This is a genomic window from Actinophytocola sp. (genome assembly GCF_036555685.1).
Taxonomy (GTDB): domain Bacteria; phylum Actinomycetota; class Actinomycetes; order Mycobacteriales; family Pseudonocardiaceae; genus Actinophytocola.
The window spans coordinates 1-19,434 of record NZ_DATBKY010000002.1; the positions used below are offsets into that span (position 1 = coordinate 1).

21 protein-coding genes are annotated in these 19,434 nt (G+C 71.3%); 15 read left to right on the plus strand and 6 right to left on the minus strand.

What is annotated here, in order from left to right; all coding sequences use genetic code 11:
• The 12 genes from VH969_RS00025 to VH969_RS00085 form a co-directional block, all read left to right on the plus strand.
• Positions 1-796: ABC transporter substrate-binding protein (locus VH969_RS00025; protein ID WP_331968188.1), on the plus strand; the 796-nt coding region annotated here is incomplete at its 5' end.
• A 2-nt stretch (positions 797-798) separates the two neighbouring features.
• Complete coding sequence (locus VH969_RS00030; protein WP_331968191.1) at positions 799-1,716, plus strand: ABC transporter permease; 918 nt, start codon at positions 799-801, stop codon at positions 1,714-1,716.
• Positions 1,716-2,597, plus strand: coding sequence for an ABC transporter permease (locus tag VH969_RS00035; protein ID WP_331968194.1), 882 nt, complete (start codon positions 1,716-1,718; stop codon positions 2,595-2,597). The genes VH969_RS00030 and VH969_RS00035 overlap by 1 nt, the downstream gene beginning before the upstream one ends.
• 10 nt (positions 2,598-2,607) lie before the next feature.
• Positions 2,608-2,949: a hotdog family protein gene (locus VH969_RS00040; protein ID WP_331968197.1), complete on the plus strand. Its 342-nt coding sequence runs from the start codon at positions 2,608-2,610 to the stop codon at positions 2,947-2,949.
• The gene (locus VH969_RS00045) at positions 2,946-3,962 is read left to right on the plus strand and encodes an NAD-dependent epimerase/dehydratase family protein (RefSeq protein ID WP_331968200.1); all 1,017 of its coding nucleotides are present in this window, start codon (positions 2,946-2,948) and stop codon (positions 3,960-3,962) included. Before VH969_RS00040 ends, VH969_RS00045 begins: the two co-directional genes overlap by 4 nt.
• A gap of 12 nt (positions 3,963-3,974) precedes the next feature.
• Positions 3,975-4,445, plus strand: coding sequence for an FAS1-like dehydratase domain-containing protein (locus tag VH969_RS00050; protein WP_331968203.1), 471 nt, complete (start codon positions 3,975-3,977; stop codon positions 4,443-4,445).
• A gap of 221 nt (positions 4,446-4,666) precedes the next feature.
• Positions 4,667-5,260 (plus strand): UGSC family (seleno)protein, encoded by a 594-nt coding sequence (locus tag VH969_RS34620; protein ID WP_422653106.1) that lies wholly within the window; start codon positions 4,667-4,669, stop codon positions 5,258-5,260.
• A 36-nt stretch (positions 5,261-5,296) separates the two neighbouring features.
• On the plus strand, positions 5,297-6,511 hold the full coding sequence (locus VH969_RS00065) for a CaiB/BaiF CoA transferase family protein (protein WP_331968211.1): 1,215 nt from the start codon (positions 5,297-5,299) through the stop codon (positions 6,509-6,511).
• On the plus strand, positions 6,508-7,743 hold the full coding sequence (locus VH969_RS00070) for a CaiB/BaiF CoA transferase family protein (RefSeq protein WP_331968214.1): 1,236 nt from the start codon (positions 6,508-6,510) through the stop codon (positions 7,741-7,743). The genes VH969_RS00065 and VH969_RS00070 overlap by 4 nt, the downstream gene beginning before the upstream one ends.
• Positions 7,743-8,828, plus strand: a complete 1,086-nt coding sequence (locus tag VH969_RS00075; protein ID WP_331968217.1) for a hypothetical protein — start codon at positions 7,743-7,745, stop codon at positions 8,826-8,828. The genes VH969_RS00070 and VH969_RS00075 overlap by 1 nt, the downstream gene beginning before the upstream one ends.
• A 10-nt stretch (positions 8,829-8,838) precedes the next feature.
• Positions 8,839-9,585 carry an enoyl-CoA hydratase-related protein gene (locus VH969_RS00080; protein WP_331968220.1) on the plus strand — a complete coding sequence of 249 codons (747 nt, stop codon included), beginning with the start codon at positions 8,839-8,841 and terminating at the stop codon, positions 9,583-9,585.
• 43 nt (positions 9,586-9,628) lie between these two features.
• The gene (locus VH969_RS00085) at positions 9,629-10,465 is read left to right on the plus strand and encodes an ABC transporter ATP-binding protein (RefSeq protein ID WP_331968223.1); all 837 of its coding nucleotides are present in this window, start codon (positions 9,629-9,631) and stop codon (positions 10,463-10,465) included.
• A gap of 12 nt (positions 10,466-10,477) precedes the next feature.
• On the opposite strand, the gene VH969_RS00090 is transcribed toward VH969_RS00085, so the two are convergent.
• On the minus strand, positions 10,478-11,275 hold the full coding sequence (locus VH969_RS00090) for a GntR family transcriptional regulator (protein WP_331968226.1): 798 nt from the start codon (positions 11,273-11,275) through the stop codon (positions 10,478-10,480).
• Positions 11,276-11,455: 180 nt separating this feature from the next.
• Here VH969_RS00090 and VH969_RS00095 point away from each other — a divergent pair, with 180 nt between their 5' ends.
• Together VH969_RS00095 and VH969_RS00100 are read left to right on the plus strand one after the other, a co-directional pair.
• A complete protein-coding gene (locus tag VH969_RS00095; protein ID WP_331968229.1) occupies positions 11,456-12,505 on the plus strand; it encodes an ABC transporter substrate-binding protein in 1,050 nt (349 codons plus the stop codon).
• 199 nt (positions 12,506-12,704) lie between these two features.
• A complete protein-coding gene (locus VH969_RS00100; protein ID WP_331968232.1) occupies positions 12,705-13,094 on the plus strand; it encodes an ABC transporter permease in 390 nt (129 codons plus the stop codon).
• 63 nt (positions 13,095-13,157) lie between these two features.
• On the opposite strand, the gene VH969_RS00105 is transcribed toward VH969_RS00100, so the two are convergent.
• The 3 genes from VH969_RS00105 to VH969_RS00115 form a co-directional block, all read right to left on the minus strand.
• Positions 13,158-13,991, minus strand: a complete 834-nt coding sequence (locus VH969_RS00105) for an ABC transporter permease (RefSeq protein ID WP_331968283.1) — start codon at positions 13,989-13,991, stop codon at positions 13,158-13,160.
• 73 nt (positions 13,992-14,064) lie between these two features.
• Positions 14,065-15,129 carry an ABC transporter substrate-binding protein gene (locus tag VH969_RS00110; protein WP_331968235.1) on the minus strand — a complete coding sequence of 355 codons (1,065 nt, stop codon included), beginning with the start codon at positions 15,127-15,129 and terminating at the stop codon, positions 14,065-14,067.
• 38 nt (positions 15,130-15,167) lie between these two features.
• Positions 15,168-16,775: a UGSC family (seleno)protein gene (locus tag VH969_RS00115; protein WP_331968238.1), complete on the minus strand. Its 1,608-nt coding sequence runs from the start codon at positions 16,773-16,775 to the stop codon at positions 15,168-15,170.
• A 91-nt stretch (positions 16,776-16,866) separates the two neighbouring features.
• On the opposite strand from VH969_RS00115, the gene VH969_RS00120 reads away from it, so the two are divergent.
• Positions 16,867-17,988 (plus strand): CaiB/BaiF CoA transferase family protein, encoded by a 1,122-nt coding sequence (locus VH969_RS00120; protein WP_331968286.1) that lies wholly within the window; start codon positions 16,867-16,869, stop codon positions 17,986-17,988.
• An 18-nt stretch (positions 17,989-18,006) separates the two neighbouring features.
• Here VH969_RS00120 and VH969_RS00125 read toward each other — a convergent pair whose 3' ends face one another.
• On the minus strand, positions 18,007-18,465 hold the full coding sequence (locus VH969_RS00125) for a GNAT family N-acetyltransferase (RefSeq protein ID WP_331968241.1): 459 nt from the start codon (positions 18,463-18,465) through the stop codon (positions 18,007-18,009).
• Positions 18,466-18,514: 49 nt separating this feature from the next.
• Complete coding sequence (locus VH969_RS00130) at positions 18,515-19,381, minus strand: LLM class flavin-dependent oxidoreductase (RefSeq protein ID WP_331968244.1); 867 nt, start codon at positions 19,379-19,381, stop codon at positions 18,515-18,517.
• Positions 19,382-19,434 lie beyond the last annotated feature (53 nt).

Consider the following 19,434-nt stretch of genomic DNA (forward strand, 5'->3'; position numbering starts at 1 on the left):
GCTGCCCGACTTCGCGAACCAGATCAAGGGTGGCGGCAAGAAGCTGGTCTCCGTTCCCTCCGGGCAGAGCGCGAACATCTTCTTCCAGACCACGACCGGGACGCCGCTCAAGGACATCCGCGTGCGGCAGGCCATCGACTACGCGATCGACAAGGACGCGCTGCGCAAGTCGATCACTCAGAACTACGGCACGGACCTGCACGGCGAGCTCGTCGGCAAGGACTCGGTCGGCTACAGCGACGAGGTCAAGTCGCGGCCGTACGATCCGGACAAGGCAAAGCAGCTGCTCGCCGAGGCCGGCTACAAGGACGGCCTGACACTCGGGTTCGACTACTCCCTCGGCCGCTACTACCGGGACAAGGAGACCGCGCAGGCGATCACCGGTTACCTGCAGGCCGTCGGCATCACGGTCAAGCAGAACCCGATGGAGAGCGGCGCGTGGCTCGACCGGCTCTACACCGGCAAGTGGGGCCCGATCAACTACTGGTCCATCCAGGACGCGCCGGCCTACGACCTGTCGTGGACGATCGAGATCTTCCGCAGCGACAATATCCGCAAGATCGACGCGGACCCCAAGCTCGACCAGATGCTCGACCACAGCTTCACGATCACCGACACGAAGGAACGCGGTGACTATCTGACCCAGCTCGCCCAGTACGCGCAGGACCAGGCCTACTTCGTCGCGTTCCACTCGGACCCGGGGCTCTACGCGGTCGACCCGAGCGTCGAGGGCGTGAAGTTCCTGCCGTCCACCTACATCGACCTGTTCGACGCCAAGCGGACCTCCGGCGCCTGACCATGGCGGGCTACCTGCTCCGGCGGATCCCACGGATGATCGTGGTGATCTGGGGCGCGCTGACCGTGATCTTCCTGCTGCAGCGGCTCGGAGGTGATCCGGTGGCACTGATGCTGCCGGACACCTCCACCCCGGAGCAGCAGGCCGCGGTCCGCGCCGACCTCGGGCTGGACAAGCCGATCCTGGTGCAGTACCTGGTGTTCCTCGGCCACTTCGCGCGGCTCGACTTCGGCACGTCCTACCTCCAGCAGCGGCCGGTCGCCGACATCGTGTTCGAGCGGCTGCCGGCCACGCTGGAGCTCGCCGGTGCCGCCGTGCTGATCGCGACGGTCGGGGGCACGCTGCTCGGCTCGTTCGCCGCGCGGATGCGCCGCCGCTGGCCGGACAAGGTCGTGGTCGGTGGCGCGCTCGTCGGCCAGTCGGTGCCCACGTTCTGGCTCGGCATCATCGCGATCCTGATCTTCGCGGTGACGCTTCAGTGGTTCCCCTCCTCCGACCGCGGCGGGCTGAGCCACCTGGTCCTGCCGGCCCTGACGCTCGGCGCGTTCTCGCTCGCCAACACGACCCGCATCGCGCGCGCGAGCATGATCGAGTCGCTGTCGGCGGAGTACACGCAGACGGCGAACGCCAAGGGGCTGCGCACGTCTCGCGTGGTGGGCGTGCACGCGCTGAAGAACAGCGGCATCTCGATCCTCACGCTCACCGCGTACATGTTCTCCACGCTCATGGGCGGCGCGCTCGTCACCGAGGTCGTGTTCGCCTGGCCCGGCGTCGGCCGGCTGATGGTGGACGGCGTGCTGCAGCGCGACTTCCCGGTCGTGCAGGGCGCGGTGTTCATGGTGGCGCTGGTCGTGGTGATCACGTACATGCTGCTCGACCTCGCCTACACGCTGCTCGACCCGCGGCTGCGGAGGACGTGATGGCCGATCTCGCGATCCGACTCCCCGCGGCGGCGGCGCGCACGCGGCGGGTACGCAAGGCCGGCCGGCTGCAGATCACCATCGGGCTGGTCCTGGTCGTGCCGATCGTGATCGTCGCAATCGCCGCGCCCTGGCTCGCGCCGCACGACCCGAACGCGATCGACCTCCTACACCGGCTCGCGCCGCCGGCGTGGTCGGCGGGCGGCACCGGCGACCACGTCCTCGGCACCGACCACCTCGGCCGCGACATCCTGAGCCGGGTCATCTACGGCGCGCGCGTGTCGCTGGTCGTCGGCGGCCTCGCGGTGCTCGGCGCGGGCCTGATCGGCGTGACGATCGGGCTGCTCGCCGGCTACTTCCGCGGCGTGTTCGACGCGATCGTCACGATGATCGCGGAGATCCAGCAGTCCTTCCCGTTCCTCGCGCTCGCGATCGTCGTGGTGGCGGCCATCGGGCGCGGGGTCACCAACATCGTGGCGGTGCTGATCGTCGGCGGGTGGATCCTCTTCGCCCGGGTGGTGCGCGGCGAGACGATGTCGATCTCCCGGCGGCAGTTCGTCGACGGCGCCCGCGCGCTCGGCGCCGGGCACACCCGGATCCTGCTGCGCCACATCCTGCCGAACGTACGCTCGTCGATCATCGTGATCACCACGTTCAACTTCGCGTGGTTCATCATCAGCGAGGCTTCGCTGTCGTTCCTCGGCCTCGGCGTCGACCCCAACACCCCGTCGTGGGGCCAGATGCTGTCCGACTCCCGCAACTACCTCGCCCTCGCCTGGTGGTATCCGGCGTTCCCCGGCATCGCGCTAGTCGCGCTCGTGCTCGGCGCGAACATGCTCGGCGACGGCCTGCAGGACCGCTGGGACCCGTACCTGAAGTAAGGAGCCACCCGTGGATCTGCCGGAGTTGTCCGTGCGGCCCGGACTGCTGGACACGGTCCGCTACGCGGCGGCCATGTGGGAGTTCCAGCTGCTGCACTTCGACCCGGTACAGGCGCGCGCGGAGGGGCTGGACCGGCCGATCGTGCAGGGACCGCTGCTCGGTACCTACCTCGCGCGCGTGCTCGACGGCGCCGGCACGCTCGAGCACCTGGCCTGGCGCAACCACGCCGTCGTGCCCGTGGACACCGACCTGGTGTGCGGCGGTTCGCTGTCGGCCGGCTCGGCGCGGCTGTGGATCCGGGACGGCTCCGGCACGACCGTGGTCAGCGGCTCGGCACGGGTGCGCCCGTGAGGACGGTGCTCGTCGTCGGCGGCACCGGGCCGACGGGGTACGCGGTGGTGCGCCGGCTGCTGGCGGCCGGCGACCGGGTGACGATCCTGCACACCGGCGCGCACGAGGTGGACTTCGGCGGTGCGGTCGAGCACCTGCACACCGACCCCACGTCGCTCGACGGGCTGGCGGCCGCGCTCGGCTCGCGGTCCTTCGACGTGGCGGTGTCGACCTCCGGGCGGCTGCGGCACGTGGTGACCGTCCTCTCCGGACGGGTGGGCCGGCTGGTCGCGGTGACCGGGCTGCCGGCGTACTCGGGCTGGCAGGTGCCGGTCGGGCGGCCCGGCTACCCGCTGCCGCTGCGCGAGGGCGACCCCCCGGCGCGGCCGCTCGCGGACCTGCCGGGCGACAAGCTCTCGGCGGGGGTGCAGCAGGGTGAGCGGCTGGTGGCCGAGGCGGCGGGGCGGGGCGCGTTCGAGGCGGCGATCCTGCGGTACACGATGGTCTACGGCCCCTACGCGTACATCCCGTTCGAGTGGTACTTCGTGCGGCGCGTGCTGGACGGCCGACGCGTGCTGGCCCTCGAGGGCGACGGCCTGATGCTGCCGCAGCGCGGGTACGCCGACAACCTCGCCGCGGCCGTGCTGCTGGCCATGGCGCATCCCGGCGCCGCGGGCCGGACGTTCAACGTCGGCGACGAGCAGGTGCTGAGCGTCGCGGCGATCGCGGCCGAGGTGGCCGGTGCGCTCGGCCACTCGTTCGAGGTGGTCGGTGTGCCGATGTCGGCGAGCCCGTGCGGGAACCCGTTCGCGCTGCGCCAGAACACGGTGTTCGATCTCGGCGCGATCCGCGCGCTCGGCTACCGGGACGTCGTCGGCGTGACGGAGGCGACCCGCCGGGCGGCGGTGTGGCTGGCCGAGCACCCGGTGGCGCCGGGTTCCCCGGAGGAGCTTTCGCTCGGCCGGCACGCGTTCGACTACCCGCGCGAGGACCGGGCGGTGGAGATCTACCGGTCGGCCCTGGCGTCGATCTGAGCGGAGCGAACCATGGACACCGAGGAGCGGGCGATGGACTGGGCCGGCGCGCTGCGAACGGTTACCGGGCTGATCGGCCGGCAGGCGTGGGCACCCGTGCGGGTGGACGTGCGCGAGGCGGACATCCTGCGCTACGCGGAGGCGATCGGCCTGCCCGCGCCCGCGGAGCCCACGGTCGCGCCGCCGCTGTTCCTGCCGCCGTTCGCGGTGGGCGGCGTGGTGGCCCCCGACGGCCGCCGCCGGCGCCCGGCCGAGGTGGCGATCGACCACCCCGCGCTGCGGCGGCGGCTGATGGGTGGCTGCTCGGTGGACTTCCACGCCCCGATCCGCGCGGGCGAGACCATCGAGGCGGTGACCACCTTCGAGTCGGTGGTGGAGAAGCAGGGCCGCGACGGCCCGATGCTCCTGGTGACCACGGCGACCGAGTACCGCACCCCCGACGGCCCCCGGCGGACCGAGCGCTGGACGATCATCCACCGCTGACCCTGGCCGGCAGGCCCGCCACTGGTCCCGAACATGCCGGCGCCGGCCGAGTCGACGAGCGTCGCGATCGCGTGGCGCCGCAGCGGTCCCGGCCACACGGTCGGCGCCCCACTCACCGGGCCGAAACCCGAACCCGCAGCTCAGACACTGTTCATTGACAACCGCGAAGCCCACAACCTAGGCTCGAATATATTGTAGCTAGCTCTCCTGTGGAGGTCCGCGTGACGACGTACCGTGTCTTCCGCCCCACCCCCGACCGGCCCGAGCAGACCGATGGCCCGGCACTCGCCGAGCGGCCCGGCACGCTCGACGGCAAGCGCATCGGCCTGTTGTGGAACGCGAAGGTCAACGCGGACATCTACCTGCACCGCCTCCAGGAGCTCATCACCGAGCGGCACCAGGACGTCGAGTTCGTCTGGCAGGCCAAGCCCACCGCGAGCAAGCCGATGGAACCCGACGTCCTCGACGAGATGCGCGGGTGCGACCTCGTCGTCACCGCGTTCGGCGATTGAGGCTCCTGCAGCTCGTGGAGTGTCCACGACGGAGTCACGCTCGAGAAGCTCGGCATCCCGACGGTCTCGGTCATCACCGAGCCGTTCGGGTTCAAGGCGCGGATGGAGGTGACCGCACTGGGCCTCGGCACTGTGCCCATCCAGATCCTGCCCCACCCCATCGGGCAGATCTCCGACGAGGAGATGCGGGCACTGACCGACGACGCCTACGACGAGGTCGTGTTCGGCCTGACGCACCCCGCCGAGGAGGTGGCGGCGGCCTATCGCGAGGTGGTGACGCCGCGCTCCACATACACGCGCTGACCAGACGGCGCTGACCGACCAGAAGGGGATCCAACCGTGGGACAGACCGCCCTACCGCTGGACGGGCTTCGTGTGCTCGACTTCTCGCACGCGGCCGCCGGGCCGTTCGCGACGATGTTTCTCGCCGATCTGGGTGCGGAGGTCGTCAAGGTCGAGAAGCCGGGCCGCGGGGACGGCGCGCGCTACATGGGCGAGCCGATGCTCGGGCCCATCGAGTCCGACTACTACCTCGCGCTCAACCGCAACAAGAAGAGCGTGCTGGTCGACCTGTCCACCGAGGACGGCCGCGAGATCGCCACCGGACTCGCGCGCACCTGCGACGTCGTGGTGCAGAACTTCCGGCCCGGTGTGCTCGACCGGCACCGCCTGGGCTACGAGCACCTGCGCAGGGTCCGCGAGGGCCTCGTCTACTGCTCGATCTCCGCGTTCGGCTCGTCCGGGCCGTGGCGGGACCGGCCGGCCAACGACATCATCATGCAGTCGGTCTCCGGGCTGATGGGCATCACCGGCGAGGTCGACGGCGGGCCGGTGCGCATCGGCGCGCCGATCTCCGACTACGCCACCGGCCTGTTCGCGCTCGCCGGCATCCTCGCCGCGCTGCACCGCCGCGACGCGCTGCCCGAGGGCCAGCACGTGGAGATCGCGATGCTCGACGCGTCGATGGCGATGATGGCGAACTACATCCCGTCGGTCGCCACGCTCGGCAAGACCATCCCCCGGCTGGGCCGCGGGCACGCGCAGATCGTGCCGTACCAGGCGTTCCTGTGCAGCGACGGGCAGTACGTGATGGTCGGCGCGTTCACCAACGGCTTCTGGCGCCGGCTCTGCGACGCGGTGGGCCATCCGGAGTGGAAGGACGACCCCCGCTTCGGGTCCAACGCCGACCGGTTGGCGCATCGCGACGTCCTGCTGTCCACTTTGGAGGAGATATTCCGGCTGCGCACCCGGGCCGAGTGGCTCGCGGTGCTCGAGGCGGCGGACGTGCCGAACAGCCCCGTGCTCGAGCTGCACGACGCGATCCGTGCGGAGCAGGCCGTGCACAACCGGGTCGTGCAGCGGATCGTCGGTGCGGAGCTGGACGTCATCAAGCTGCCGGTGGAATCCGACCGGTGGAGCCCATCACCGGCGACAGTCCCGCCGGTGATGGGCGAGCACACCGACGAGGTGCTCGGCAAGCTCCTCGGCCTGGACCGGGAGCGCATCGACGCGCTGGTGGACGCCGGCGTGGTGGCGAGGGTGGAGGCGAGATGACGGCAACCCGCGAACCTGCGCACGGCAGCCCGATCCTGGCGGGCCTGCGCGTGCTCGACCTGTCCCACCAGTACTCGGGCGCGCTGTCCGCGAGCCTGCTCGCCGACCTCGGCGCCGACGTGATCGCGGTGGAGCACCCGAGGAAGACCTCGATCCGCACGATGCTGCCGCGCAAGGGCGAGCAGTCGATGTGGTGGTCGGTGATCCAGCGCGGCAAGCGGGTGATCACGCTCGACATCAACACCGAGAAGGGCCGCGAGATCGCCGTCGAGCTGGCCCGCGGCGCCGACGTCGTCTGCGAGAACTTCCGCCCGGGCACGCTCGAGAAGTGGGGCCTCGGCCCGGCCGACCTCACCGCGGCCGGGGTCGACGCGGTCATGCTGCGCATCTCCGGGTTCGGGCAGACCGGCCCGGAGGCCGGGCGGCCCGGGTTCGGCACGATCGCGGAGGCGATCAGCGGGTTCGCCCACCTCAACGGCGAGCCGGACGGACCGCCGACGTTCCCCTCGACCACGCTCGCCGACGGCGTGGCGGCCACGTTCGGCGCGTTCGGGATCATGGCGGCGCTGTGGGGCCGCGCGCACAACGGGCCGCCGACCGGTGTCGAGGTCGTCGACATGGCCCTCTACGAGGGGCTGTTCCGGATCATCCCGACGCAGATCGCGAGCTACCAGCAGTTCGGCACCGCCCCGGTGCGTCCGGGCAACAAGCTGACCAGCCATGGCGTGCTGCGCAACCTCTTCCGCTCCGCGGACGGCAAGTGGTTCGTCGTGAGCGCGGTCGGGCCGGTGGCGATCCGCCGGATCCTGCAGGCCGCGGAGGCGGTGCCGCAGATGGCCCGCGTCGACGCCGGCGTGATGATGAGCGACCCGGCCGCGGTGGTCGAGTTCCTCGACGAGTGCGACGAGCTGCTGCACCGCTGGGCCGCCGAGTGGGACTGGGCGACGCTGTCCAAGCGGCTCGCCGAGGCCGACGCCGTCCACCAGCAGGTCTTCTCCGCGGAGGACATCGTCGCGGACCCGCAGTTCCAGGCCCGCCAGGACCTCATCGAGGTGCCCGACGACGTGCTCGGCCCGGTCCTCATGCAAGGTGTGGTGCCCAAGTTCCCGAGCCGCGAGCACACCGTCGAGCGGGCCGGCCCGGCCCGCGGCGCCGACAACGCGGCCGTGTTCGCCGAGCTCGGCCTCGACGAGGCCACGGTCGCGGCGCTGCGTGCGGACGGGGTGATCTGATGCCCGAGCTGCTGACCGTCTCCGGCGAGCTCGCCGACCTGCAGGACCACTACGAGGAGCAGGGCTGGACCGACGGCCTGCCGATCGTGCCGCCCACCGAGCGGGCCGTGGCCGCCGCACTCGAGTACACCGACCTCGACCCCGGCGAGTCCGTCGGCAAGATCCCGGCCACCCGCGCGGACGCGACGGTCCACAACGTCGCCGTCAACGCCGTGATGGCCGGCTGCCGCCCGGAGTACCTGCCGGTCGTGCTGGCCGCGGTGCGCGGGCTCGCGCACCCCGACTTCAACACCTACGGCATCCAGGCCACCACCAACCCGGTCGCGGTCATGGTCCTGGTCAACGGCCCGATCGCCGACGAGCTGGGCTTCAACGGCAAGGGCAACTGCCTCGGCCAGGGCTTCCGCGCCAACGCCACGGTGGGCCGCGCGGTACGCCTGTGCATGATGAACATCGGCGGCGGCGCGCCGCAGACGATGGACAAGGCCACCCAGGGCCAGCCGGGCAAGTACGGCATGTGCATCGCGGAGAACGAGGCCGAGTCGCCGTGGGAGCCGTTCCACGTCGAGCGCGGGTACGACCGGGAGACCAGCACGGTGTCGCTGATCTCGGTCACCGGCACGCAGAACGTGCTGGACCTCGCGAGCCGCGGCGCGAAGGGCATCCTGCGCACGTTCTGCTCGGCCGCGGCGACCGTCGGCCACCAGAACGTCCAGCTCGGCGGCGGTCCGCTGATCGTCTTCTGCCCGGAGCACGCGCAGATCCTGGCCGCGGACGGGTTCACCAAGGACGACGTGCGGGAGTTCCTCTACGAGCACGCCCGCGTGCGGGTGGCGGACTTCCCGCCGGAGACGCTGAACGGCATGGTCCGCCACCGGCGGCCGAAGCGGTACACGTCGGACCATCCCGACTCCGGCATCCCGCTCGCGGACAGCCCGGCGGAGATCCAGATCGTGGTCGCCGGGGGTGCCGGTCCGCACTCCGTTATCTCTCCGAGCTTCGGAGAGGCCACGATGGTGCCCGTCACCCCGATCACGCTCGCGGACGGCACCCCGGTGAAGAGCGTCCTCGAGTACCGGCACTAGAAGGGCTTTCATGACCGCGGAAATCGATGTCGAGATCGCCGACGGGATCGCGACGATCACGCTGACGGCCGAGAAGACCCGCAACGCGCTGAATCCGGAGTCCTCGCGGCGGCTGGCGCGGGCGTGCGACGAGATCGACGCGAACGCGGAGGTCGGCGCCGTGATCGTGCGCGGCGGGGGCGGCACGTTCTGCTCCGGCGCCGAGCGCGACGTGCTCGCCCGGGCCGGCGAGGACCCGGCCGACCCGGAGCGGTTCGCCGAGCTCGGCGCGGTCTACGACGCGTTCGTACGGGTCGGCTCGATGTCCGTGCCGACGATCGCGGCGGTCCAGGGCGCCGCCGTCGGCGCCGGCGTGAACCTCCTGCTGGCCACCGACCTGCGGATCGTGGCGACGAACGCGCGGATCATCGCCGGGTTCACCCGCATCGGCCTGCACCCGGGCGGCGGCCACTTCGCGCTGCTCGGCCGGCTCGTCGGGCGGGAGGCGGCGGCCGCGATCGGGCTGTTCGGCGCGGAGGTGTCCGGTATCCGGGCGGCCGAGCTGGGGCTGGCCTGGGAGGCGGTCGACGCGGCCGAGGTCGACGGGCGGGCGCGCGAGCTCGCGGCGACCGCGGCGAAGGACCCGGAGCTCGCCCGCCGGGTGGTCGGGTCGCTGCGCCGCGAGCTGGACCCGCCGGGCGTGTCCTGGGCGGCGGCACTCGAGCTCGAGCGGGGCTCGCAGATGTGGTCGCTGCGGCGGCGCGACGTGCGGGGCTGAGCCACTGGGGACCGAGGCCGGACCGACGGTGGAGGAGGATGCGATGCGGCGGCGGGAGACGCAGGTGCTGGACGGTGGTGAGGTCGGTGCGCCCGACAGCGCGCCGATGATCTCCTTCGACCACGTGGGCAAGCGCTTCTTCAAGAAGGGCAAGCCGTTCCAGGCGCTCGGCGACGCGCACTTCGACGTGCGGCCGGGCGAGTTCGTCAGCATCGTCGGCCCGAGCGGTTGCGGGAAGTCGACGCTGCTCAACATCACCGCCGGGCTGATGAAGCCCTCCAGCGGCGCGGTGCGCTACCAGGGCAAGCCGGTCGCGGCGGTGAACACGAACGTCGGCTACGTGACGCAGGCCGACACGCTGCTGCCGTGGCGGACGGTACGGCAGAACGTCGCCATCCCGCTGGAGATCCGCCACCACCCGCGCGCGGAGCGGGCCGGGCTGGTCGACGAGATGATCGAGAAGGTCGGCCTGGCGGACTTCGGCGGCCACTACCCCGCCGAGCTCTCCGGCGGCATGCGCAAGCGCGTCATCCTCGCCCGCACGCTCATCTACCGGCCCGAGACGCTGTTGATGGACGAGCCGTTCGGCGCGCTGGACGCCCAGCTCAAGCTCGTCATGCAGCAGGAGCTGCTGCGGCTGTGGTCGGACGCCGGCACGACGATCCTGTTCGTCACCCACGACCTCGCGGAGGCGGTGACGCTCTCCGACCGGGTGGTCGTGGTGTCCTCGCGGCCCGGCACGATGCGCACGATCAAGACCATCGACATCCCGCGCCCGCGGGACGTGTTCGACGTCCGCTTCCACGACCGCTTCCGCGAGCTGCAGCAGGAGCTCTGGGCGATCCTGCAGGACGACATGCTGGAGGGCGGTGAGATGTGACCGCCTGGCCGGTCAGGCCTTCTGCGCCGCCTTCGGCCGCTTCTTCGCCGGCCCGGCAGCGCTGTTCGACCCGCTGTTCGACCCGCCGTCCGCGCCGCCGCCGGACTCGCCGGACTCGGCACGGGTGTCGGACTCCGCCGCCGCGGCGTGGATCTTGCGGATGGCGTCCAGCGTGATCCCCCGGTGCTTGGCCATCCAGCCGTTGACCGCGCCCACGTCGCGCGCCTCGAACGCGCGCATGAGCCCGTCGTGGTGCTCCTGCAGCGTGTCCTTTGGCACCCGGACGTAGGCCATCGTGTTCTGGTAGCGCGCCGCGGCGTCCCACAGGTGCGTGATGAAGCGGATCAGGTGGTCGCTGCCGGCACGCTCGAACGGCACGAAATGGAACGTGCGGTTGAGCTCCACCCACGCCGGCGTGTTGCGCTCCTTGATGGCTTTGAGCATGTCGCTGTTTATCTCGCGCATGCGCTGGAGGTCGGCCTCTTCGAGCTTGGGCACGGCGAGCCGGTGCGCCTCGTCCTCGAGCACCTGGCGCCAGTGGTAGATGTCCTCGATGTCGTCGGTCGACAGCTCGGCGACGAAGAACCCGACCCGTGGGATCCGCTTGACCTGGCCGACCGCCTCGAGCGCGGCGAGCGCCTCGCGGACCGGAATGTGTGACACGCCAAGGTCTTCGGCGAGCCGGGCGGGCGAGAGCCGGGTGCCCGGCGGCAGGTCCCCGGAGGCGATCGCCTTGGCCAGGCGGCGCGCGACGAAGTCCTGCAGGCCGTCCGGTCTGCCTTCACTGTTCATGATCGATGAGCTCGCCATGACCTCTCCTCGCGCTGCGGTACGCCTCAGTGTACGCAGGGTGAACTAAACGATATAGCCAACTCGCAGAGGTTTGGAAAAGGAGGTAATTCCCTGCGTGTCGGCACATCAAGTGAGAGTCCGTTCGTTGACACCATTCCAACTACTTCCTAGGATGATATATCATCTATGGAGGTTGAGATGGTCGCACCGAAAATTCGCCGGCTTCCGGTTCTCGCCGCGGCTCTCGCGCTCGCTCTCGGGCTCACGTCGTGCGGGGAGGACGGCGACTCCGGCGGCTCGGGCGGCCACGACCTCGGCGAGGCCACGATCGTGCTGGGCGGCAAGGTGATCACCTGGGCGCCCGCGTACGTGGCCATCTGCCAGGGCTACTTCTCCGATCACGGGCTGGACGTGGACCTGACGGTCTCACCGCAGGGCACCACGTCCGCGATCGCCGGCCTGGTCTCCGGCGACGCGCTGTCCGCGATGACCGGCGCGCCCGCCGCGGTGAGCCCGATCCGCGAGGGCGCGCCGGTGCAGATGCTGTTCAACGCGAGCATCGGCTACGGCGTCCAGGTGGTCGGCAGCGAGAAGATGCTGGCGGAGAAGCACATCACCAAGGACTCCTCGCTGGAGGACCGGGTGAAGGCGCTGAAGGGCGAGACCGTCGCGATCCTCAACCCGGGCGACTCGATCGACCAGCTGCTGCGGTTCGTGCTGCCGAAGTACGGGATGGACCCCGACAAGGACATCCGCATGCTGGCGCTGAACAACTACACGAACATGTTCGCCGCCATGAAGATCGACAAGATCGGCGTGCTCGCCGGCTCGCCGCCCAACGGCAACCAGGCCGAGTCGCAGGGCGTCGGCCAGATCCTGTTCTCCGGCAACGAGTTCCCCGAGCTGAAGAACTACCCGTACCTGGTCGGCTCGGCGAACACCCGCGAGCTCAAGCAGAACCCCGACCGGGTCAAGGCGCTCGTGGCCGGCATGGGCGACGCGATGAAGCTGCTCCGCGACGACCCGGACGCGGGCAAGTCCTGCCTGCGCAAGGAGTTCGCCGACCTGGATCAGAAGACGTTCGACTCGGCGTACGCCGACACGGTGAAGGCCGTGCCGGACTCGCCGCTGATCACGCCCGAGGTGTTCAAGTCGCTGTCCGACTTCGCCGCCGCGAGCGGCCAGCCGCTTGGCGTGGACTACCAGAAGGCCGTCGCCGCCGACATCGTCAAGGACTCGGTGGGCTGACCAGGCGCCACCAGGCTGAGCGAGAGGACGACCAGCCATGGTGGCCGGTCGACCAGTGCGTGGCTACTGCGCGCAGTGCAAGTCCCGCTGCGGGACGGTGGCGGTGGTCTCCCGGACGACATGCTGCTGTCGGTCCGGCCGGACCCCGACCATCCCAACCCCGGCTTCCGCGTGAAAGGGCGCGGCCGCCCCGCAGTTCGTGCACGACCCGGGCCGGCTGCGCCCGCCGATCCGACGCACGAACCCGTCACGCTCGTTCGGCGCGTCGTCGTTGGTGGTGCTGCGCACGGTCGTGCTGCCGGGCTCGCTGCCGCACGCGTTGACGGGCGTGCGGCAGGCGGTGGCCCACGGGCTCGCCGGGGTCGTCGTCGGGGAGGTGTTCTCGGCCGGGACCGGGGTCGGGTACGTGCTGAACCAGGCGGCGCAGTCGTTCCAGACCGACCGGCTGTTCGCGGTCGTGGTCCTGCTCGCCGTGACCGCCTTCGGCCTCAACGAGGTCCTGCCTGCTGCGCGTGGAGGGCCGTCGTCCTCGTGGCGCCGTCCACAGGCCGGCTCTTCGGCGGCCGACACCGCCGGCGGCCGTCCGTAGAGTGGTCGTCGGGGGCCGGAGTCCGCCCGTGCTGTCGCTACGCGTTCGGGTTCGGGTTCGTGACTATCCGCGGCCGGCTCGCTTCCAGCGCATCACGTAGCCCTCCGTCAGGTTCAGCAGCGTGTTCATGACGGTGGCGATCAGCATGAGAACCACCAGCGCCGCCATCACACCGGCCGTGTTGAACGCGCCCGCCGCCGACATCAGGATGTAGCCGAGGCCCTTGTTCGACGCGATCAGCTCGCCTACCACCGCACCGGTCAGGGCATACGGGATCGCCAGCTTGAGGCCCACGTAGATGTAGGTGAGCGAGCCGGGCAGGACGACCTTGCGGATCATGTCCCGGCGCCGCGCGCCCATCACCCGCAGGACGTCGACGAGCTCCTCGTCGGTCTCGCGGACGCCGGCGTAGGTGTTCCAGAAGACCAGGAAGAACACGATCACCGCGGTCAGCACGACCTTCATCTCCAGGTCGATGCCGAACCACAGCACGAACAGCGGCGCCAGCGCCAGCTTCGGCAGGCTGTAGACCGCCGTGATGAACGGGTCCAGCAGCCGGCCCAGCAGGGGGATCAACCCGAGGACGAACCCGACCACGATGCCCGCGACCGCACCGAGCAGGAAGCCGTACAGCGTCGCCTGCAGGGTCACGCCCAGGTTGTCCAGCAGGTAGCCGGACGTGATCCATTCCTGCAGCTGCGCCCAGATCTCCGTCGGCTTGCTGATGAAGAACTCCACGTCCAGCGCACCGGCGACGAACTGCCACACCAGCAGCGCCACCGCCAGCACGCCGACCCGGAGCAACGCCAGCGTCCACCTGGACCGGCCGTGCGTGTCGCGGTCCTCGAGGCGATCGCCGGTCACGGCCGGAGCCATGTCCTTGCCCTCGGTCATCATCGCCACGACAGCACCTCCGTCACGCTTGCCGGAACCCGGACCGGCATACCATATATTGTCAATCCGTAACCGGTCACGACTTCGGCGCGGGGTCCTTCGGGTTGAACTCGTCGGGCACGATCAGGTCCTTCGGGTCCAGCGCCCTGACGTCCGGCGTCGCCAGCTCCGCGGGCAGCACCGTGATGTCGTGCGCGAACTGCTCGGCGGTCACCCGCGGCTGGACGAACGAGCCCTTGTTGGCCTCCCACGCCGCGTCGAAGATCTTCTGGTCGACGTCGGCGAACCGCTTCCGCACGTTGGCCTTCGCGGCGTCGGGGTCGTCGGCGACGAGCTGGGCGGTCTTCGTGATCGCCGCGGCGATCTTGCGGACGGTGTCCGGGTCCTTGTCGATCTCCTCCTGCGTGGTGATCAGCGTCGACGAGGACACCGGCGTGTGGTCGGCCGGGAACTGGCCGGTCGGGCCCTCGATCCACATCACGCCACCCGCCTGAAGCACGGCGAGCTCCGACACCGGCGGCGACGCCTGCAGCGCGTCGATCGCGCCCGCGGTCATCGCGGCCGGCATGTTCTCCTGCTTCATGTACACCGGGTCAACCTTCGCCCCGACGCTCTCCGCCGAGCTGATCACCGGCGCCTTCAGCGACGACGTGGCGCTGGCGAACGCGACGCTGAGCCCGTCGAGGTCCTTGAGCCGCTCCTCGATCGGCTTGTCCGGTGCCTTCACCCGCTCCTCGAGCGGCGTGTCGGTCCGGACGCCGAGCTTCTCCGCGGTCTCCTTGGACAGCACGACCGAACCGGACAGTCCGGAGTAGAGGCGGGCGAGCGCCTTCACCTTCCGGCCCTTGGCGTTGGTCGTGATGACCTCGGGCGCGCCGGCCGCGGCGAACTGGACGTTCCCGGACAGCATCGCGGTCACCGCCTGCGCGCCGCCGTTGCTGGTCGTCAGCTCGACGTCCAGGCCTTCGTCGGAGAACTTCCCGAGGTCGGCGGCCATGCGCACGAGCTGGGTGGCGAGGCTGTCCGAGCTGATCGCGATCCGGATGGTGCCGTCGCTCCCGCCGCCACGGTCGCTCCCGCACGCGGTCAGGGCCAGCGTCGCGGCTGCCAGCAGCGCGGTCCAGCGAACGATCCGGATCATCAGCATCCTCCTTTGTGGACTGTCTAGCGGGGGCGAGCTCACAGCGCCCGGGTCACCGCCCGGGAGTAGCCCCACGGGATCGCGACCTGAGAGGCGGGCCCCGCCCCGCCGGCCACGGCTACCAGCAGGCTCTCCGCGTCCGGCACGACCGGAACGCGCTCCGCGGCGTCGAACCACGCCGGCCAGATCGGGGCCAGCCCACGGCCGCGCAGGTCGGCGCGCGGGTTGCGCGCGGCGTCGAACAGGAACTCGCGCACGTCGCGGCGGGACCAGCCGGCGGCGGCGAGCAGCCGGGCGTGCTCCGGGTTGAGGAGCAGCATGGTCTCCGCCGTCGCCACGTACGCGGCGTTCGAGCCGAGCGTGGCCATCGAGCTCGCGAACGTGCCGAGCAGCCGGGCCGGGTCGGAGCTCTGCTGGTCGAGCACGTTGTGCGGGCCCTCGCACTTGAGGACGGTGACCGTGGTCGCGTCCGGGTGGCCCAGGTCGGCGTGCAGGCCGGGCCAGGGGCTCTCGGCGAGGTTCTCCGCGCAGCAGTAGGTGTACTCGGCGGGCGAGCCCTGCGCGGTGAGGTCGGCGCCGCCGGGCACCGCGCCGAGCAGGAACGAGTACCCGAGCGCCACGGCCCGGCCCGTGGTCGCGTTGGCCTCGAAGCCGGGACCGAGCGCGCCGCGGCCACTCGCGAACCCGTACCGCCCGGCGTCCGGCCCGCTGACGAACACGAGGGTGCCGCCCGGATGTGTCGTGATGGCGGCCTGGAACAGGCGGAACTCCGGCGCGGCCATGGCCTCGTACGCGGCGAACACGACCGGCGCCCACCGCGGCCGGCAGCCCGCGGCCACGGCGACGGCCGCCACCTGGCCCGCGGGCACCGGCGTGTCGCGGGGCGGGATCACCGGCCAGATCTCGGCGTCCGGGTCCCGGTCGCCGAGGAACTCGGCGACGCGCCGCGGGGTCGGCGCGACCAGCGGAAGGCCGTCGCCGAGCAGGCTTTCCCGCATGGCCACGGTGAACTCGGCGGACGGGTCCGCGCCGGCGAGGGTGAGCAGGCCGCCGCGCTCGGCCGGGGCGGGCGCGGCGATCGGGCGCGCGGCGAACCGCTCGCGCAACCCGGCCGGCTCGCCGGTGAGGCCGTCGAGGATGTCGTCGAGGACCTCCTTGACCTCGGCGGCGACCTCCTCCCGGGTGGCCGAGCGCAGGGCGCGCAAGGTCGTGACCGGCAGGCCGGGCGCCATCCGCGCGGCGGCCGCGAGTGCCTGCCGGCCGCCGATCTCGGTGGTGACGAGGGAGGTCGGTACGCCGAGGCGCTCGAGCTCGGCGGCGACGATCGCGGTCGGCTGGCTGACGCCCCAGTCGCCGAGCGCGAGCACCACCCCGGCGACGTCCTGGTCGCGGACCCAGCGAGCCACCTCGGCGAGGCGGGCACCGGTGCCGCGCAGCAGGTCGTCGGTGTGGTGGCGGATCTCGGTGCCGTCGCCGAGCGCGGTCTCGACGACGTCGAAGATCGCGCGGTAGGGGCCGTAGTCCGGGGCGAGCTTGCCGTTGTCGAGCAGCAGCACGCGGGTGCCGGTGAGGGTGCGCGGCCTGGGCGCGAGGGTGGCCGGACTCGCGGGTGCGGGGATGCGCGGGTCGATCACCTCAGTCGCCACGGCGACCTCCTTCCGGTTGACGCTCTAGAATATATTCTTGCCACATCGTCGGCACAAGGCTCCGGAGGCGGCGTTGGGACCACTGAGCGGGATGCGCATCGTCGAGCTGGCCGGGCGCGGTCCGGGCCCGTTCGCCGGCATGATGCTGTCGGACATGGGCGCCGAGGTCGTGCGGGTGGACCGGCCCGGCGGCGACCGGCACGTCCAGGCGCCGAACCCGCGGCTGGAGCTGGTGGTCCGCGGCCGGCGGTCGGTGCTGGTGGACCTGAAACACCCGCGTGGCGCGTCGGTGGTGCTGCGGCTGATCGACCGCGCGGACGCGTTCTTCGAGGGGTTCCGGCCCGGCGTGGCCGAGCGGCTGGGCATCGGCCCGGACGTCTGCCTCGCGCGGAACCCGTCGCTGGTGTACGGCCGGGCGACGGGGTGGGGCCAGACCGGTCCGCTGGCGCCGGCGGCGGGGCACGACATCAACTACATCGCGCTGGCCGGTGCGTTGGAGCCGATCGGCCGGGCGGGCGGCCCGCCGGTCATCCCGCTGAACCTGGTGGGTGACAACGCGGGCGGCATGCTGCTGGCGTTCGGTCTGGTGTGCGCACTGCTGGAGGCCAGGTCATCGGGCCGCGGCCAGGTGGTCGACGCGGCGATGATCGACGCGGCGTCGTTGCTGATGACGCAGTTCCACGGCCGCCGCCACAACGGCACGTGGTTCGACGAGCGCGGCACGAACTACCTCGACTCGGGCGCCCCGTTCTACGAGGTGTACGAGACCTCGGACGGCCGGTGGGTGTCGATCGGCGCGATAGAGCCGAAGTTCCACCGCGCGCTCTTCGCCCGCCTGGGCTTGGACGTGTCGGACCTGTCCGACCCCCTGACCCGCGACGACTGGCCCGCCGTGCGCTCCCGGCTGGCGGCGTTGTTCCGGTCCCGGACGCGTGCGGAGTGGAGCGAGGTGCTGGAGGGGACGGACTCGTGTTTCGCGCCGGTGCTGGGTTTGGCGGAGGTGGCGGCGCACCCGCATCACGTCGCGCGGTCGGGTTTCGTGCCGGTGTCGGGGGTTCCGGCCCCGGCGCCGGCGCCCCGGTTCAGCCGGACACCGGGTGAGGTGGCCGGGCCGCCACCGGCGCCGGGCGACCATTCGGCGGAAGTGTTGGCGGATTGGGGTTTCTCCGAAGCCGAGATCGCGGAACTTGCGGAGACCGGTGCGGTTCGCTGATCGTGCCGGCCGGAACGGTCACCCCGCGTCGCTCAGGCTCCACTCCATCGCCATGCGCGGATCCTCGATCCGTACGACTTCGAACCCGAGGCGCGCATAGAGGGCCCGGGCCGGGTTGCTGGCGAAGACGCTGAGCCGGACCGGAAAGCCGCGTCGCTGGGCAGCCTGAAGAATGTCTCGTATCAGCCGGGTGCCGATGCCCCGCCCTTGGACCTCGGGAAGCAGGGCGATCTCCTCGATGAAGTCGCACTCCATCTCATGGATGACGCACACGTAGCCGACGGGTCGCCTGCCTTCCTCGACCACCGCATACGGGAGTTCGCGGAATTCGTCGTCAGCGGTTGTGCGCTGCTCAGCGTCGTCCCAACCCGACGTCTGTTCGACGTATGCCCGAAGGGCAGCGCGCCGCACCTCGAAGAGGAACTCTCGGTCGCTGGGCGAAGCGGGCCGGACCCGAAGATCCGCGAAGTGCACCACCGCGCGAGGCTACGGCGTCCGTCGCTCCGCCAGCAATCGGGTTCACCAGTCAGTGCAGTCGCGGGACCACTTCCTCGGCGAGCAGGCGCAGCATCGTGTCCGCCTCCTTGCGGGGGCAGGCGATGCGGAAGAGCACCACGTCGACACCCGCGTCCCGGTACTCGCGCAGGCGGGCCGCGCACTCCCCCGGCGTGCCGGAGATCAGGTATTTCGCCGCGAACGACGTGAAGTCCTGGCGGTAGGTACGGCCCACCCGCGCCGCCGCCATCGCGCGAGCGTGGTCGCCGTCTTCGGCGACCGTGGTGAAGGCGAACAGCGCGGTGCGGCCCGACCAGCCCTGCGACGCCAGCTCGGCGCGACCGGATGAGACCTGCTCCGGGGTCCGCAGGTACGGCAGCCACGCGTCACCCCAGCGCGCCACCCGGCGCAGCGCCGCCGGGCGGCGGCCGGCGATCCACATCGGCAGCCGGCTCGACGGGCGCGGGGCGATGGTGACGCCGTCGAACGTGGTGAAGCGGCCGTTCACCGATACGTCTGGGGACGTCAGCAGGCGGTGGATGACCTCCAATGCCTCGTCGGTCCGGGCCCCACGGGTCGCGACCGGCACGCCCGCCGCCTCGAACTCCTTCGGGTACTCGCCGCCGATGCCGACCCCGAGCGTGAACCGGCCGCCGCTCACGGCATCCAGCGACGCGGCCAGCTTCGCCGCGATCGCCGGCTGGTACAGCGGCAGCAACGTCACCGCGCTCACCAGCTTGATCCGCGACGTCACCCCCGCCGCGTGCGCCAGGGAGATGAACGCGTTGGTCGTCGGGCCGTGGAAGGCGAGGTGCTCGCCGCACGCCAGGTAGTCGAAGCCGGTGGACTCGGCCAGCCGCGCGAAGGCCGCCGGGTCGGCGCCGGACTGGAGGGTCACACCGAACTCCACGAGCACCTCCGGAGGAGAAACGCCTGCTAGAGTGCCGACTA